The sequence below is a fragment of the bacterium genome (assembly GCA_012517375.1).
Taxonomy (GTDB): Bacteria; Hydrothermota; Tepidihabitantia; order B3-TA06; family B3-TA06; genus JAAYVC01.
Genome location: JAAYVC010000047.1, coordinates 37635 through 53746 on the forward strand (window position 1 = coordinate 37635; position 16112 = coordinate 53746).

14 protein-coding genes are annotated in these 16112 nt (G+C 50.7%); 4 read left to right on the top strand and 10 right to left on the bottom strand.

The window, feature by feature from the left end:
* Positions 1-12 precede the first annotated feature (12 nt).
* From GX441_05735 to lnt, 3 genes are all read left to right on the top strand, one after another.
* Positions 13-645 (top strand): phosphoribosylglycinamide formyltransferase, encoded by a 633-nt coding sequence (locus GX441_05735; GenBank protein NLI98144.1) that lies wholly within the window; start codon positions 13-15, stop codon positions 643-645.
* A complete protein-coding gene (locus GX441_05740; protein NLI98145.1) occupies positions 635-1657 on the top strand; it encodes a Gfo/Idh/MocA family oxidoreductase in 1023 nt (340 codons plus the stop codon). Before GX441_05735 ends, GX441_05740 begins: the two co-directional genes overlap by 11 nt.
* A gap of 95 nt (positions 1658-1752) precedes the next feature.
* Positions 1753-3210 carry an apolipoprotein N-acyltransferase gene (lnt, locus tag GX441_05745; GenBank protein NLI98146.1) on the top strand — a complete coding sequence of 486 codons (1458 nt, stop codon included), beginning with the start codon at positions 1753-1755 and terminating at the stop codon, positions 3208-3210.
* Here the strand turns inward: lnt and ispH are convergent.
* From ispH to GX441_05770, 5 genes are read right to left on the bottom strand one after another with little or no spacing between them, the layout of a single operon-like run.
* Positions 3113-4852, bottom strand: coding sequence for a 4-hydroxy-3-methylbut-2-enyl diphosphate reductase (gene ispH / locus GX441_05750; GenBank protein ID NLI98147.1), 1740 nt, complete (start codon positions 4850-4852; stop codon positions 3113-3115). The two genes, lnt and ispH, sit on opposite strands and share 98 nt — an antisense overlap.
* A complete protein-coding gene (purF, locus tag GX441_05755; protein ID NLI98148.1) occupies positions 4849-6291 on the bottom strand; it encodes an amidophosphoribosyltransferase in 1443 nt (480 codons plus the stop codon). The genes ispH and purF overlap by 4 nt, the downstream gene beginning before the upstream one ends.
* Complete coding sequence (locus GX441_05760; GenBank protein ID NLI98149.1) at positions 6291-6623, bottom strand: septum formation initiator family protein; 333 nt, start codon at positions 6621-6623, stop codon at positions 6291-6293. Before GX441_05760 ends, purF begins: the two co-directional genes overlap by 1 nt.
* Positions 6620-7882, bottom strand: coding sequence for a phosphopyruvate hydratase (gene eno, locus GX441_05765; protein NLI98150.1), 1263 nt, complete (start codon positions 7880-7882; stop codon positions 6620-6622). Before eno ends, GX441_05760 begins: the two co-directional genes overlap by 4 nt.
* A 9-nt stretch (positions 7883-7891) precedes the next feature.
* Positions 7892-9214, bottom strand: coding sequence for a serine hydroxymethyltransferase (locus tag GX441_05770; GenBank protein ID NLI98151.1), 1323 nt, complete (start codon positions 9212-9214; stop codon positions 7892-7894).
* Positions 9215-9394: 180 nt separating this feature from the next.
* On the opposite strand from GX441_05770, the gene GX441_05775 reads away from it, so the two are divergent.
* Positions 9395-10696, top strand: coding sequence for a hypothetical protein (locus GX441_05775; GenBank protein ID NLI98152.1), 1302 nt, complete (start codon positions 9395-9397; stop codon positions 10694-10696).
* Between the two features lie 4 nt (positions 10697-10700).
* On the opposite strand, the gene thiE is transcribed toward GX441_05775, so the two are convergent.
* The 5 genes from thiE to GX441_05800 all read right to left on the bottom strand — a co-directional run.
* Positions 10701-11375, bottom strand: a complete 675-nt coding sequence (gene thiE, locus GX441_05780; GenBank protein NLI98153.1) for a thiamine phosphate synthase — start codon at positions 11373-11375, stop codon at positions 10701-10703.
* Between the two features lie 20 nt (positions 11376-11395).
* Complete coding sequence (locus GX441_05785; protein NLI98154.1) at positions 11396-12457, bottom strand: AIR synthase; 1062 nt, start codon at positions 12455-12457, stop codon at positions 11396-11398.
* Positions 12458-12578: 121 nt separating this feature from the next.
* Positions 12579-13973, bottom strand: a complete 1395-nt coding sequence (locus tag GX441_05790) for a T9SS type A sorting domain-containing protein (protein NLI98155.1) — start codon at positions 13971-13973, stop codon at positions 12579-12581.
* A 110-nt stretch (positions 13974-14083) separates the two neighbouring features.
* Positions 14084-15487 carry a hypothetical protein gene (locus tag GX441_05795; GenBank protein NLI98156.1) on the bottom strand — a complete coding sequence of 468 codons (1404 nt, stop codon included), beginning with the start codon at positions 15485-15487 and terminating at the stop codon, positions 14084-14086.
* A 180-nt stretch (positions 15488-15667) separates the two neighbouring features.
* Positions 15668-16112 (bottom strand): T9SS type A sorting domain-containing protein (locus GX441_05800; protein ID NLI98157.1); only part of this gene is annotated, 445 nt, incomplete at its 5' end.

Consider the following 16112-nt stretch of genomic DNA (forward strand, 5'->3'; position numbering starts at 1 on the left):
ATGCTTGAGAGAATGAACAAGGCACGTCTGGCAATACTCGCATCAGGCAGAGGAACGAACGCTGTCAGATTAATAGAAGCTTCAAAGGAAGGTTTCTTTCCTGCGGAAGTGGCAGCAGTAATCTCGGACGTCAAGGATGCACCCGTTCTCGCAAAGGCCAAAGAACTTGGCGTTGAAGCGCTTCATCTGGAACCGGGGCCCAAAAAGACCTACCTAGTTCCTGAAGTTGAGAAGGAGTGGGTAAGGGTGTTGAAGGAGTACCGCGTTGATTACATACTGCTTGCGGGTTTCATGAGGGTCTTAAAGCGGGCTTTTTTTGAAAGCTTCGCAAACCGGATAATCAACATTCATCCTTCTCTTCTTCCCTCTTTCAGGGGTCTTGACGCCCAGAGCCAGGCCTTGGATTTCGGAGTCAAGGTCTCGGGCGCAACCGTTCATTTCGTGGATGATTCGCTGGACTCCGGACCAATAATAATGCAGGAACCGGTTGAGGTGCGCGAAGACGATACCGTCCACACTCTTTCGAAAAGGATTCTGGAAGCCGAGCACAGAATCTATCCGGAGGCGGTAAAATTGCTTGTGGAAGGCAGACTCGAAATAAAAGGACGCAAAGTGAAGATACTTAAGGAGGAGCATGGCCGATAAACTAAGAATTGCGGTTGTCGGATGCGGCTCAAGGGCTCAAACCGTACACCTGCCGTATCTCAAGAAAAACCCCAGAGTCATCATCAGGGCTATATGCGATTCGGACGAGGCAAAACTTTCCTGGCTTGCCGACCGCTACCATCCTGAAGTTGCTACCACCGATTACAACGAAATCTTAAGGGACAAGGAGACGGATGCGGTGGTCATCAGTTCGCCGAACTACCTGCATCACCCAATGGCTGTAGCGGCGCTCGACTACTCAAAGCACGTGCTTGTCGAGATGCCTATGGCGCTCGATGAAGCGCATGCGCGCGAACTGATTTCTCATTCCAGGAACCGCAAAAGGGTTCTTGCAGTCGCCCATACCGAACATTTCAGACCCGACGCGATACTGATGCGACAGCTTGTTGAACGCAACGAAATAGGACAGGTGACGTACGCAAAGACAGGATGGCTGCGTTCTGCCCAGAAATGGAGTCTCGTGGGCTGGCGCAGGGAAAAGCTTTATTCAGGCGGCGGCGCATTCCTGACTCTTGGAGTACCGCTCCTTGATCTTTCGCTCTTTATACTCGGAGACAGGGAACCCTGCTCAATATCGGGCATGGCGTTCAAGCGCGATCCCGAGATGGAGGTCGAGGATTCAGCGGTCGCCCAGTTGAGGTTCGCGGATAACACCGTGCTTACCATTGAGGTAAGCTGGATAATACACGAACTGCGCGACATACTCTACTTCAATATCTACGGAACAAAGGGAGCCGCTCTGCTCGCACCATTCGAGATACACAAGGAGATGTTCTCAAGGCTCGTCAACGTAGCACCCGCTTTGAACAAGAAAAACGTGTATCCCTCATCATATCAGACACAGGCAAACGCCTTCGTCTCGGCTGCGCTCAAGAACACAAAATACCCGGTTCCTCTGGAGGACGCCCTGCTCCTCAACAGGATTACGGACGCTTTCTACAAATCGGTCAAGGAAAGAAAGGAAGTCTCATTAAGCTCCAGGAAACGCTGAACCGTTTCAAATGGGCTCTGGCCCTCGCCTCGGGGTTCATCCTGTCTTTTTCATTCGCTCCTTTTCCTACACGATTCATAGCCTTCGTTGCTTTTGTGCCCCTCTTCTGGATTCTCGACAACTCCAAGAAGGCTTTTCTATACGGCTGGCTCTTCGGAATGGGTCTTGCCGCAGGTCAAATGTGGTGGATTGTAACCCAGAATTATCCCTTAAGACCCTTCATACGCTTCCTCTTGATTGCAGGCGTGGTGCTGCTCGTCGCCTTCCTTGGACTCTTCCAGGGACTTTTCGCGTCCGTGACGAAAAGACTCGGGCTGTGGTCAGCCCCTTTAGCGCTGCCAGCCGTAGAGATGCTGAGGGAGCTTACCGATATCGCCTTTCCCTGGGAACTGCTGGGATACAGCGTTACGCCTTGGCCTTTGTTTACTCAGACCGCCTCTCTGTGGGGGGTATACGGTCTGGGTTCAGTAATAATGCTCGTGAACGTTTCCTTGTACAAGCTAATCAAGGAATGGGCAGACCGCAAACTCAGACTGAGATGGTCGTTAGCGCTTGCCGGAACCGTCCTGTTCGTTACAGGGTTCGGAGCCGCACGGCTTCTTAGCGTGCAGAGGAATTCAAGGGAGCTTAAGGTCGCCCTGCTCCAGCCGAACATACCCACAGTCATGAAAGGGTCGCTTGCAGAGCGGGACTCTCTGGTAAACGCAATGCTAGATCAAACAAGGGACGCGGAGAAAGGCAAACCCGATCTTATCTTGTATCCGGAAACCGCAACGCTCGCGGATTTAACAAGACCGTCCAGATACACCGACGGCTATCTCAGGCTGGCTGACAGCATCGATATACCAGTGGCTACCGGAATAATATACTGGGTCCAGGAAGCGACCCGCTGGAGATTTGCAAACTCGGCAACCGTTATCGACAAGGATGGAAGGATAGGAAAAATCTACATAAAGATCAGACTCGCCCCTTTCGGCGAAACGATTCCCTTCGAGAACGTCCTTCCGTTTCTCGCTAAGATTGACGTTCAAGGCGGACATCATTACAGAGGAAAGGAGTATGTGGTGTACGAGGATGCGCCCGTTCCTTTGTCCTTTCTCATCTGCTACGAATCCATATTTCCACTTCTAACGAGAAACTTCGTTCACAAGGGCGCAAGACTCCTCTGCAACGTCACGAACGATGTATGGTTCGGCCAGGCGGAAGGACCACGACAGCACGCGGAGATGGCAGTTCTGCGCTCGGTCGAGAACGGGGTGCCCTTGATAAGAGCGGCAAACAACGGCATTTCTATGATTGTAGACCCTTATGGAAGAGTGCTTAAGCAGAGCCCGTTGATGGTAAAAACAATAGTCGAGGGAAAGGTCCCCCTTGCAGTAGGTCCCACAATATACACCGTTTTCGGATTCCTTTTCCCCTACATTGCGGCGGCTGCCGTGATTTCTCTATTAGTCGTCAAGCGAGTCCGGAAAGGTGGACGAACCAGGCAGCAAGCTGCGAGAGAACAAGATTCCCCTCGACAATGGTCTCAAAGAAAACGTCGGAGTAGTTAGATTCGCTTCTGGTCAGCCATAATGCAATAAAGGCGTAAACCAGGTTGACTATGAGGAAAAGGGATACCGCAGAAGTCCAGCCAAGGATGAAGGAGAAGACCATAGAGCATGCGGACAGCGCGAGAACAAAAGCGCCGAGCCTTCTTGTCCTGCTTTCTCCGACGAGAACTGCCACAGTTTCCCTGCCGACCATCCTGTCGCCCTGGACGTCCCTGATGCTGTAGACAAGCGAGCGCGTGAATGCGAGGCTGAATACGAAGAACGCTGCGATTCCTGTGGCCGGAGTAAAGCGGGATCCGCTGGCTGGAACCACCAGCAGCGCGATTATTACGGTCCAAGCCATGCCGAGGAACAAGTCTTTTGAGCCCGGGATATCCATGAGCCTTCGCGGTCCGACTCTTCCTATCTTGAAAAGCTCCATGCGGTATACAAGACCGAGGAGGGACATGGCGAATATAATGATGAACGCCAGCGGGCCAAGGAAGTACGCGAAAACGAGTGACGATGCCGTCGCAACAATCCCGAGGGTCAAAAGAAGTCTTCTGAATCGCTCGTAGAATCCCACCCTTGCAGGATAGTTAATCTCCGTAGTGAAACGGTCTGTGAAATGGTTTAAAAGATGCATGGCAAAGATGTATGCGGCCACTATTATCTGATAGGGCAGTTCAGGTTCAATACCCTGAAGACGCGACGCGGCATACAACAGCTGCGCCGCTCCAAACGCAACCAGGATATTGCTGCGAACAATAAACCTCCAGAATTCAAGCAAGAACAATAGAAAAGAAGGTTTTACCGCGACCGTGACGTCGAGGGAATGAAGAATCCTTCTTATCATCCAAGATGGAGTCGAGGCTCCCGCGGCAACGCCAACGGTTTCGAAGCGAGCCAATTCCTTACGAGGCAGATCGGCTTCCGTTTCAACCTGGAAAGCAGGTATCCCTTCATTCTTCGATATCTCAACCAGTCTTTGAGTGTTGGCGCTCTGGAAACCGCCTACTATGACCAGAGCATCGACCTCCCTTGCGAGTCTGCGGACCTCATTCTGCCGCTCGTCCGTCGCACCGCATATTGTTTCATATATCTCGGCGTCAGGTCTTAGAGCCAGAAGATGGGTCACAAGCTCCTTCCAGAGCGCTATGTTCTGAGTAGTCTGGGCCATGAAGGAAATCTTATCTGAAGTCGGGATTGTTGAGATAACGGCATCTAGTTCTTTTCTGTCTTTTACAATGCTCGTTCTTCCCTCGGCATGCGCGGCAATCGCCTTCACTTCTGAATGCTCGCTGTCGCCGAAGAGTATGACGTGCATGCCCAATCTCACGGCTCTTTCGGCCAGTTGTTGAACCCTTGCGACCTTCGGGCATGTCGCGTCGATTATCTTTAAGCTTCTATTTCTGAGAGCCGCTTTAGCCTGCGGGGTCACGCCGTGAGACCTTATTATTACGGTTGCCGATTCTGGAATATCCTCTATCTTTTTTGCTATTCTGACCCCCCTCTGTTTAAGAATCTCAAGCACCTGCGGATTGTGAATCAGCTCACCAAGAGTATAGAGGTTGTCGCCGTGTATGGCCTCTTCGAATGCTAGGTTTACAGCGCGCCGAACCCCGTAGCAAAAACCTGAGGTTCTTGCTACTTTAATCTTCACGTTTTTTTTGAAGGTCTTGCAGAATTGCGTTCCGCAGCTATCGTGTCGAGGTCTTCGTCCGAAACTGGAGTGGGATAATCTCCGGAAAAGCAGGCTGTGCAGAAGTTCATCTTCCTGTCCCCGGCTACCGCTTTTACCATATCTTCGTAGTCCTGATATATCAATCGGTCGGCACCGATAAGACGCTCTATCTCCTTAACGGAATGGTCCTTTGCTATGAACTCTTCCCTTGTTGCCATGTCTATTCCGTACACGCACGGGAATCGAAGTGGTGAACCGTAGGTCGCATAATAGACCTCCCGAGGTCCTGCCTGACGGACGAGCTTAATGAGTTCGAGAGCGGTGTTGCCTCGAACTATAGTATCGTCCACTAAGAGAACGCGTCTTCCTTCCAGTTCGCTCCTGACAGGGTTGAACTTCTGCCTGACGGACGAACGCCTCTCGGTCTGAGTAGGCATTATGAAAGTCCTCTGTATATATCTGTTGCGGATAAGACCCTCGGAAAGACGCCATCCTGTTTCCTCGGATACTGCAATGGCTGCCGGTCTTGCCGTATCCGGAACCGCGGATACGACATCCGGCTTAATGCCTGCCTCCAGGCATTTTTTTGCAAGAAACGCGCCCAGTCTTCTTCTTGCTTCGAGAACGCCTATACCGTCCAGCACCGAGTCCGGCCTGGCGAAATAAACCCATTCGAAAATACAGGGTCTGTGTTCGCTTTCGGCGATTTTCTTCCGCGTCACCTTGCCGTCAGCTCTCACGTGTACGGCCTCGCCCGGTTCAACGTCTCCCTCGCTGTGAAATCCGAGGAAATCAAAAGTTACGGTTTCTGATGAAAAGATGACGGATTTATCCTTTCGGCCCATGACAAGCGGTCTTATGCCGTAAGGGTCTCTGAACGCAAGCAGGCTGCCGTCGCCCATCATTGTTATGACGGAATATGCTCCGCGAACGCGGTCGAACACTCCCTTGACCGCATCAAACAGGTTCTCCGAAGTAAACGTGTCGATGTCCTGATGAACCAATTCGTCCGCAAAAACATTCAGTATCGATTCCACGTCGCTAGTCGAATTGAGCTTCCTGCGGTGAACCTTTTCGAGTTCCTGCTTGAGCGAGAAGAAATTGCTGACATTGCCGTTATGAACCATCGCTATCCCGAACGGATAGTTTACATAGAAGGGCTGGGCATCCTCTGGCGAGCCGCGGCCGATTGTGGGATAACGGGTCTGGCCTATACCCGATCTGCCGCGCAGCCTTTCAAGGTTCCTGCGCTGAAATATAGATTGAACAAGACCAATACCTTTCTTCAAGTGGAGTATTCCGTCGAAAGTCGCTATGCCTGCGGCGTCCTGGCCGCGGTGCTGAAGGGTCAAAAGACCCTCGTAAAGATCGTATCCCGCCTCCTTTTCCGTGTTAAGGATTCCTACAACCCCGCACATCAGGTACTGCCTTTCGAGGATGAATCCGAAGCCTGTCCGGTCGAGGAAGCTGAATCCTTAGGAGTATCTTTTTTGACTGTGTCCCTGGGATCAAGCATCTGGAGTTTCTCCTTCGCCATTTCCCTCAAGAAATCGGGATCGGAATGCAGCTTCTGCACCTTCTGTCTGGTAAGCTCGATCTCGGCTTCAAGATGCGTAATACGCTTTTCCAATTCCGATTCCTTGCTCTTCAGTTGAATGAGTCTTACGAGACCGTTTGGACCTGCAAGAAAAAGGATGGATACGACCGCAACAACCGCTATCACAACAAGCCAGCGCCCTCCCTTCTTCATGCAAAAATCCTTGTTCCGTAGAAGGGAGCGGCCAGCTCCTCCTCAATCCTTAAAAGCTCATTGTACTTGGCTACTCGTTCTGACCTCGTCGGAGCGCCTGTCTTGATTTGGCTAACGCTGGCGCCAACCGCAAGATGGGAGATTGTAACATCTTCGGTTTCGCCTGAACGGTGCGAGAGCACGGTGTGGTATCCTGAATCCTGCGAAAGCCTTATGGCGTCAAGGGTCTCGGACAGAGTGCCTATCTGATTCGGCTTTATGAGCACGGCATTAGCGATTCCTTGTTCTATTCCTCTGCTTATTATCTCTGGATTTGTCACGAATATATCGTCGCCTACTAGCTGCAGCCTGTCGCCGAGACGTGTCGTCAAAAGCTTCCAGCCGTTCCAGTCATCCTCCGCAAGACCGTCCTCAATGGTAACAAGAGGATATCGTTCCAGGAGGGTCTCGTAAAAATCAATCAAACCGCCGGCATCGAGCTTTTTCTTTCCGAGAATATAGGAACCCTCCTTGTAGAATTGGCTTGCCGCAACATCGAGCGCTAAAAACACCTCTTCGCCCGGCTTGTAGCCCGCCTTTTTAATGGCTTTGACAAGAAGCGCGAGAGCTTCTTCGTTGTCCTTGAGATTGGGCGCGAATCCGCCTTCGTCGCCTATCCCTGCGCCGATGCCAATATCCACAAGCTCCTTCTTGAGCGTGTGATAAATCTCCGAGCCTGCCCTGATGGCGTCGGAAAAACTCTCGAAGCCTGCTGGCACGAGCATGTACTCCTGGAAATCAAGATTATTCGTGGCGTGCGCTCCGCCGTTTATCACATTGAGGAGGGGAACCGGAAGCATGTATCCGACTATGCCGCCGAGATAGCGATACAAAGGAAGACCGCAGCTTTCAGCCGCCGCCTTTGCTACGGCGAGAGAGGCGCCAAGGATAGCGTTGGCCCCGAGCTTGGATTTATTGTCAGTACCGTCCAGATCGAGCAGAATAGTATCTATGAGCATCTGGTCGTAAGGGGATTCTCCGACGAGTGAGTTTCTGATTGAAACGTTCACGTTTTCTACCGCTTTGAGCACTCCCTTTCCGCGATACCTCTTTTCATCTCCGTCGCGCATCTCCAAAGCCTCGCGCGCGCCGGTAGATGCGCCCGAAGGAACAATAGCGCGGCCAGTAGAACCGTCAGCAAGAATGCATTCGACCTCAACGGTGGGAAAGCCTCTTGAATCGAGAACCTCGCGGCCGATTAACTCTGATATCTCGGACATAATTCTCCTTTATGACTCGCCTGACAAGCTGTTATATTCAGCTCTGCGTTCAGGGTAAAGAGGAAAACTCTCGCAGAGCGCCTTGACCTGCGCCTTTACTCTGGGATATACGCTTTCATCATCGATGTCAGAAATAAGTTCATTTATTAATGCGGCGACCTGAGCCATCTCAGCCTCTTTCATGCCTCTGCTCGTCAGCGCAGGCGTTCCAAGACGTATTCCGGATGCGACGAACGGTTTTTCCGGATCGTACGGGATGGTGTTGCGGTTGCAGGTTATCCCGACTCTTTCGAGACGGTTCTCGGCTTTTCTGCCCGTAACGCCTTTGGGCCGCAGGTCGACCAGCATAAGGTGGGTGTCAGTGCCTCCGGCAACCATGCGGAAGCCGTGTTTAGTAAGTTCCTCTGCCAGTTTCTTTGCATTCAAAATGACCTGCTTCTGGTAGGCGGTGAAATCGGGTGACATGGCTTCCTTGAAAGCGACCGCCTTCGCAGCGATAACGTGCTCAAGGGGGCCGCCCTGCATTCCGGGGAAGCTGACCTTGTCTACGGTCTGGGCGTACTGTTTTTTACAGAGGATGATGGCTCCGCGAGGTCCGCGAAGGGTTTTATGCGTTGTAGTAGTGACAATGTCCGCATAAGGAACAGGAGATATGTGGAGCTTTGCCGCTACAAGACCGGCAATGTGAGCCATGTCAGCGACAAGGCTTGCACCTACATCGTCTGCAACTTCGCGGAAACGGTCGAAATGCATTGTGCGCGGATAAGCGGATGCGCCGGCGACGATTATCTTCGGCTTGACCTCGCGCGCCTGCTTTGCAAGCGCATCGAAGTTTATCTGTTCGGTCTCAGGGTCTACCTGATACTGGACTACGTTGAAGAATCTGCCTGAAAAGTTTATCGGATGACCGTGGGAAAGGTGTCCGCCGTGCGAAAGATTAAGGCCCAGAAGGGTATCCCCGGGATTACCCAGAGCGAAGTAGGCTGTCATGTTTGCCGTGGTTCCGGAATGAGCCTGAACGTTTGCGTGCTCGGCTCCGAAAAGCTCTTTTGCACGTTCTATGGCAAGGCGCTCGGATTCGTCCACGAATTCGCAGCCGCCGTAGTAGCGTCCGTACTTGGAGTAGTCCATCTCGCCCGATTCCTTATCCCATTGATAAGGGTAGCCCTCGGCGTACTTGTTCGTAAGAACCGAACCGAGTGCGGCAATAACGGCTTCGGATACGAAATTCTCGGATGCAATCAATTCAAGCCCTGAATGCTCGCGGTCGGTCTCCTTCTTTATTGCCGCAAACACTTCAGGGTCTGTTTCATACAATTTCTTAGCGTTCATCAAACCTCCTTATAGAAATCAACTCTTTTCTCAGAGAACTCATGCCGCGTGAACATCAAACACTATCACTCTATTTTTAACAAAATCTTGAACTCACATTTTATTCCCCTTACGCTTTAAGTCAAGTTCAATGTTTTATTAAAGTTGACAAAACTCCGGCCTTGGTTTAGAATTTATTCTATGTTTAATTGCGTATTGGTTCTTCTCTTCAATGCAGGCGGCTGGACGTCCGTACATGAATTCGAATCAAAACTGCATCCTTACAAAAGAACAGAGACAAGACTGATAACGGAAACCCGGCCGGGCGAGTTAACCCACGTAGTTTATGGTTTTCTGCCTCACTGGCGCGGTTCCGGAACATGGGATTTGAAGCTCAATCTTTTGACTCACCTTGCCTGGTTCGGCATAGAACTCGACTCTACAGGGCTCATCAAGGAATACAACGGCTGGCCAGAGGACTGGCAGTGGCTCAAAGAACACACTCAAGCCTCAGGTGTGAGATTCGATCTGGCGGTCACATGCTTCGACTGGAGCGGCAAGAAGGTCCATACGCTGCTTGCAGACAGCGCTGCAAGGGCAACCGCTATCCAGACAATACTTGCCGATGCTGAGGGATGCAACGGTGTAAACATAGACTTCGAGCGGCCTTCCATGGATGACCGCGACGGATTCGCGCAGTTTCTTGAAGACCTCAGGGATTCGCTTCATCAGAGGGGAATGACTCTTTCCGTAGACCTGACGGCGGTCAACTGGGGCGAGCGGTTCGACGTCGCGAGGATATCAAAAGCAGTGGACTATATCTTCATAATGGGCTACGACTTCCATTATCCGGGCAGCCCTAATGCTGGACCCGTGGCGCCTCTAGATGCGGAGACCTACAACATTAAAAAGACCGTCGACTACTATATCGAGCAGTCCGGAGGGCTTTCCGAGCGCTTCATCCTCGGGGTCCCTTATTACGGCTACGACTGGTCCGTTGCGGACACGGAACCCTATGCAGCAACCAAGGCTCAGGGCACGGCTTATATCTACAGCACTTGCGAGTCCCGCGCCGAGCAGTACGGCCGCAAATGGCACGAAGCGACCTCCTCGCCCTGGTTTTACTACAAATCGGCAGAAACACTTCGTCAATGCTGGTTCGAGGATACTTTAAGCCTTTCCCTGAAATTCGATTTATTGAAGGGAAAAAACCTCAGAGGCGCAGGCATATGGGCTCTCACTTACGATAATGGAAGAGACGAACTCTGGAATCTCCTGGCAAGATTTTTTACCACAGGAATAGCCGAAAAACCAGCGACGGATGCAGAGAAGATTCTCCTTCTGCCGGGCATGGTTTCGAGATCGGACGTAAGAAACTTTCTAACTGTTAATCCAGAGTATAAGGCCTACGACGTTTCGGGCCGGATGCTTGAAAATCCTCAAAGGGGCGTGATATTCCTGAGGAGTGACACAAGATCGATAAAGGTTGTGGTTACCAAATAAAAGCTCAGTCGAACTTACGAAGAGCCTGCAGGAATTCCATTGCTGCCTGCCGGGGATCTAAGGCTCCAAATATGGCGGAGATGACGGCTACGCCGTAACAGCCAGCATCCATTAGCTCCGCAACCTTGTCTGGCGTGATTCCTCCGATTCCGTAAACAGGGACCCTGCTTTCTCTGACCAGTTCCTTGAATATGGGTAAGTCGATGGATGCCTTTTCCTTGGTCGTCGAGGGATAAGGGCTGAGAAGACCTGTATATGAAACGTCTCCCTTCCCCAATCTTCTCATCTCCTCGATTGCGCCGTAGACGGATACGCCGATGATTGCAGAATGCCCCAGGACCCTTTTTGCCTCGTCTATGCAAGCGTCATCCGCACCGAGATGGACGCCATCTGCCGATATCTCGCGGCAAAGCTCAGGCGAATCATTAACCACTAGGAGTGCACCGTATCTCCGGGTAAGCTTCCGGATCTTGAAACCCAGGTCGAGCCGCTCCATAAATGGCGTCTGTTTGAACCTGAGCTGCAGGAACCGTACGCCTGCGTCAAGCACTGATTCAATGACTGGGGCAAGGCGCGTATTGGGCAGAACCTTTTCGTCCGTTACGGCGTAGAGACGAGGAAGATCCCCTGGAGGAGAAGGTTGAGAGCAAGAGCCCGAATTGGATTCTTTCGCAGACATTATTTCTGCTTCGGCAGACTTTATCCCCGCATTGCCCTGTCGAAGGCGGACCAGAACGGGTCAACCCTTGGATGTTCAAGCGCCTGCCGCCTGCCCTCGCGGATAGAGGTTATTCCGTCGGAAGAGGAAAGGAACCTTCCTATCTGGGTTATCGGAGTGTTGCGGCTCTCCATATGCCTGGAGAAAGCCTCCCAGTGTTCGGGTACTACTGCCAGAATGAGCGTTCCTTCGCTTATCGATATTTCAGGCTGCATTCCGAACATCTCGCATATTGAGCGCACCTCAGGATAGACGACTACCTTTTCGAATTCCAGTTCCAGCCCGACGCCTGAAGCCTCAGCCATTTCTATCGCCGCACCGATAACCCCGCATTCAGTTGCATCATGCATAGCTCGAACGCCTTTATCGCGCACGCCGAAGCGCGCAGCAGCCAGCGCATCGTCCACTGTGCTCATGAGATTGAATATCTCCCAGCCTTTTTTTGCCGTAGCCTCGCCGAGACGGTCCTTTATCTTATCCTGAAAGAGACGGCTGAATATCCCTACTGCCTCGACCGCCGCGCTCTTGGTCATGGCGAGTACGTCTCCCGGCTTGGCCATCTGAGGTGTTATGTAGGAATCCTCGCCGCCTACCGCGATGAAGGTGGCTCCGCCGACCATAGGATAATCCGTACCCGTGTACCGCGCAGTGTGTCCGCCTATTACTGCAGCACCGTATTTTTTTGACTCACGGTCAAACACCTTCCACACCTTTGCGAACTCCTCCTCCGTAATGCTCATAGGCAGATTGAAATCAACGACAACGTACGAAGGCGCTAATCCTGAGGTTGTAACGTCGGACGCCAGGATGTGCCATGCGAACCATGCCGCTTCCTCCCATCCGTATGGCGGTACGATGTATATCGGGTCTGTGGTGACAGCCATAACCTTTCCGGGAGAAGTGCGAACGATGGAAATATCCACCCCGTGGTGAGGTCCAACTAGAACCTCAGGACGGCTTGCTCCCAGTGAAGGATATATTACCGATTTGAAGAATTCAGGCGATATCTTGCCTATATCTGGAAATTTGGCTCCACGATTCAAATCTGCTCCTAGGTTAGTTGAGTTACAATGATGTAAGGCAGATTATATGGTCTTTTACGCTTTTTGTCAAAGAAAAAAGGGTGCGCGAAGCACCCTTTAGAAAATCCAATGGCCGATAGACTTACTTTACTATAGTCTTGGCTGATACAGCGCCTTGAGCGGTTTCCAGTCGGCAGAAGTAAACTCCGCTTGTCGCTTTTGAACCCGCGTCGGTGATGCCGTTCCAGCTGACGTTGTATTGACCGGCACTGTACATTCCATTGACGAGATTCTTTACGAGTGCTCCTGATGCGTCATAGACCTTCAGCGAGACAATGCCTGCAGTGGGAACTGAGTACGTGATTGTAGAACTGGCGGAGAGTATAGATGACACTGTGATTAATAAGGGAGAGGAGGAGGAGTTCTCCTCGATGCCGGCATAGAGAGGCTCGTTGCTTTGAGCGTGATATACCTCGGAGTCGCCGTCTGAGTTGTTAATGAAAACCATGTGGCCAATGCCCTGGGCATCGCATGTAAAGTAACGGCCAAAAATAACCGCATCGTTAAAGCTATTGTCGGTCACGCGGCCTATGCTCCATATCCCTGAGGCATTTGTCGCGTAGAACATCTCTGCATCCCCGGGCTCCGCTGCCATGTATGCAATGTGGGCTTTCGAGGACGGATCTATGAAGATGGTCGGATATAGATTGTTATAGCTTGTGCTGGTTACCTTGCTCTCCTGCCAGGTCCCTGTCACGTCGTTGGCATAGTATATCTGATTGAAGCTTCCATCGCTCTTCGCAAAGGCTACATGAGCCTTATCGTTTTTATCAAGAACGACGAATGGGTACGAGTTGGCGCCCATAGAACCTGCAACCATCACAGGCGCAGTCCAGATGCCTGCAGTTTTGTAAGTGTAATGAAGCTGGGAACCGTTTCTGTAGACTATGCGGGGATTGCCGCTTTTATCCAGGGCCATCCAGGGAAATTCATCATCCGAACCATTATCCGTTACCTGCTCGGATATCCACGAACCAGATACATTGTTGGCGTAGAATATCTCCTGGTCGCCGCCGATATTTTTCGAGTATACGACATGAACGAACCCCGAATTATCGAGAGCAATAACGGGTCTCTCATCATCATTGGCATCGTCTGTAATCCTTTCGGTACTCCAGCTCGCAGGACTACCCTTAGTGTATGATATCTCATTATCAGGAACGTCCTGCCACATATGAGCAATATGGGCGGTCTGTTCACCATATTTTGCAGCTATATCGTATCCGATATCGTTATGGCTGTTGTCGGTAACCCTCGAAGTTGTCCATGAACCAGAAAAGTTGTTGGCAACAAAAATCTCATAATCAGGGTCATGATTAACATACACAACCAACAAACCAGATTGGATTGCTGAAATAAAAGGATAGTCGTCATGAGATGTGTTATCGGTCACTTTATCTATTGTCCACGTAGCGGCAAAAGAGAAATGAACGAGCCCGGACATCAATAAACCTATTATTAAAAGACACTTACGCATTATATTCTCCTTTTTTATTGTTTATCCATACTTTCGCTTTCGCTGCGTCCTCCTTTTTGTGAATAATTATAAGGGAGGAATCTTTCAATGCCTCCTTCTTTTATATATGTTTATTTTAAAATAGCTTTGGCTGATGCTATCTTGCCTGACGTTTCAAGGCGGAAAAAGTACACACCGCTCGTGGCTCTGAGACCGGAATCGGTCGTGCCGTTCCAGCATATGTTGTATTGACCAGCGTTGTGCAGTCCATTGGCAAGAGTTTTCACAAGCGAGCCTGATGCATCGTAAACCTTTAAGGAAACACTACCTAATACGGGGACAGAGTATTGAATGGGCGAGTTGATTGATGAGAAAGGTCCAACCGTAATGGATGGAGAGTAGGGTGAGATAGGCTTTTCTTCTACTGCCACATAAAGAGCTTCGTTACTCTTAGCGTGGTAGATCTCCTGGTCGCCGTCAGAACTGTTATAAAAGAAGATATGACCGACGCCGGAGGCATCGCACGTGAAGAAGCGTCCGAACTGGGCCATATCATTTGCAGAATTATCCGTGACGCGGCCCGAGTTCCATACCCCGGCAGCATTCGTCGCATAGAATATCTCCGCATCCCCTGCTTCACCTGCGACATAGGCAATATGCATCTTGTCGTGCGGGTCGACGAAAAGAGTCGGATATATGTTGTTGTAGCTCGTGCTCGTTACCTTGCTCTCCTGCCAGGTTCCCGTCACATTGTTGGCATAGTATATCTGATTGAAGCTGCCGTCGCTCTTGGCGAAAACAACGTGGGCGAAATTGTTCCGATCAAGAAGTATGAAAGGGTATGAATCGACGCCCGCCGAGCCTGCGACAGATACAGGAGAGGTCCAGATGCCTGCTGTTTTGTGCGTATAATGAAGATGTGAGCCGTTTTTATAGACTATACTGGGATTGCCGCTATTATCGAGGGCCATCCATGGGTCATTATCGTCCGAAGCGTTATCCGTTACCTGCTCCGATATCCACGAACCTGAGACGTTGTTGGCGTAGAATATCTCCTGGTCGCCGCCTATCTGCTTTTTAAAGACAATGTGGACAAACCCTGATTTATCCAGGGCAATTGAAGCCCAGACGTCATCGTTTGCGTCATCAGTAATACGAGTAATATCCCAGCTTGTCGAAGAGCTACCTCTGCAATAGGATATCTCCCGGTCCGGAACATCATTCCACTGAAAAGCGATATGGGCTACCTGTTCGTCATACCTGGCTGCGATGTCGGTCACGCCATCCAGTCTATTGTTATCGGTAACCCTCGCTGACGTCCAGGAACCCGAAAAGTTGTTGGCAAAAAAGACTTCGTAATCCGGGTCCTGGTGTGCATAAGCAACCATAAGACCTGACGATACAGAAACAACCAACGGGTACACATCCGGTTCGGTGTTGTCAGTGACCTTTTCGACTGTCCAAGAAGCCCCGAAAGACGGTGTGGAAAACCCGACAATCAGGAATAAGGCTGTCATTACTAGATATTTACGCATGCTGTTGCTCCTTTTATGTTTTTTTTCCCATACTTTCGCTTTCGCTTTGCACTCCGTTCAGATACCACTTATAGAATACATTGGTTTTGGTCATTTGTCAAGGATTTCAAGGAGTTACAACTCTTCTTAGGATAAAAAAGGGGCATCCAATGGATGCCCTTTTTTATTAACTTGTAAATTTTACTTGAGGATTGTCTTTGCGGACACGCTGGTATTGCCTGTCTGTATACGGAAGAAGTATACTCCGCTTGTTGCTTTTGAACCTGCGTCGGTGATGCCGTTCCAGCTGACGTTGTATTGACCGGCGTTGTGCAGTCCATTGACGAGTGTCTTTACGAGAGAACCCGATGCATCGTAAACCTTGAGTGCAATACTGCCCGATTCAGGTAAAGAGTAACTTATACCGGAGTTCGATGAAAGGATGGAAGGAACCGAAAGAGTAACAGGTGAAACGGGAGCGACCTCTTCCAAGCCTTCAGACAAGGGTTCGTTGCTTTGAGCGTGGTATATCTCGTCGTCACCGTCGGAGTTGTTCCAGAAGAAGATATGACCGATTCTGTTTGCGCCAATGGTAAAGAAGCGACCTAAAAAAGCAAAATCATTAACGCTGTTATCGGTCACGCGA

What these genes read in the sequence shown, in the direction of transcription:
- GX441_05735 (NLI98144.1), top strand. Translation starts at nt 13, where the DNA reads ATGAACAAGGCACGTCTGGCAATACTCGCATCAGGCAGAGGAACGAAC.
- GX441_05740 (NLI98145.1), top strand. Translation starts at nt 635, where the DNA reads ATGGCCGATAAACTAAGAATTGCGGTTGTCGGATGCGGCTCAAGGGCT.
- purF (NLI98148.1), bottom strand. Translation starts at nt 6,291, where the DNA reads ATGTGCGGGGTTGTAGGAATCCTTAACACGGAAAAGGAGGCGGGATAC.
- GX441_05760 (NLI98149.1), bottom strand. Translation starts at nt 6,623, where the DNA reads ATGAAGAAGGGAGGGCGCTGGCTTGTTGTGATAGCGGTTGTTGCGGTC.
- eno (NLI98150.1), bottom strand. Translation starts at nt 7,882, where the DNA reads ATGTCCGAGATATCAGAGTTAATCGGCCGCGAGGTTCTCGATTCAAGA.
- GX441_05770 (NLI98151.1), bottom strand. Translation starts at nt 9,214, where the DNA reads ATGAACGCTAAGAAATTGTATGAAACAGACCCTGAAGTGTTTGCGGCA.
- GX441_05775 (NLI98152.1), top strand. Translation starts at nt 9,395, where the DNA reads ATGTTTAATTGCGTATTGGTTCTTCTCTTCAATGCAGGCGGCTGGACG.
- thiE (NLI98153.1), bottom strand. Translation starts at nt 11,375, where the DNA reads ATGTCTGCGAAAGAATCCAATTCGGGCTCTTGCTCTCAACCTTCTCCT.
- GX441_05790 (NLI98155.1), bottom strand. Translation starts at nt 13,973, where the DNA reads ATGCGTAAGTGTCTTTTAATAATAGGTTTATTGATGTCCGGGCTCGTT.
- GX441_05795 (NLI98156.1), bottom strand. Translation starts at nt 15,487, where the DNA reads ATGCGTAAATATCTAGTAATGACAGCCTTATTCCTGATTGTCGGGTTT.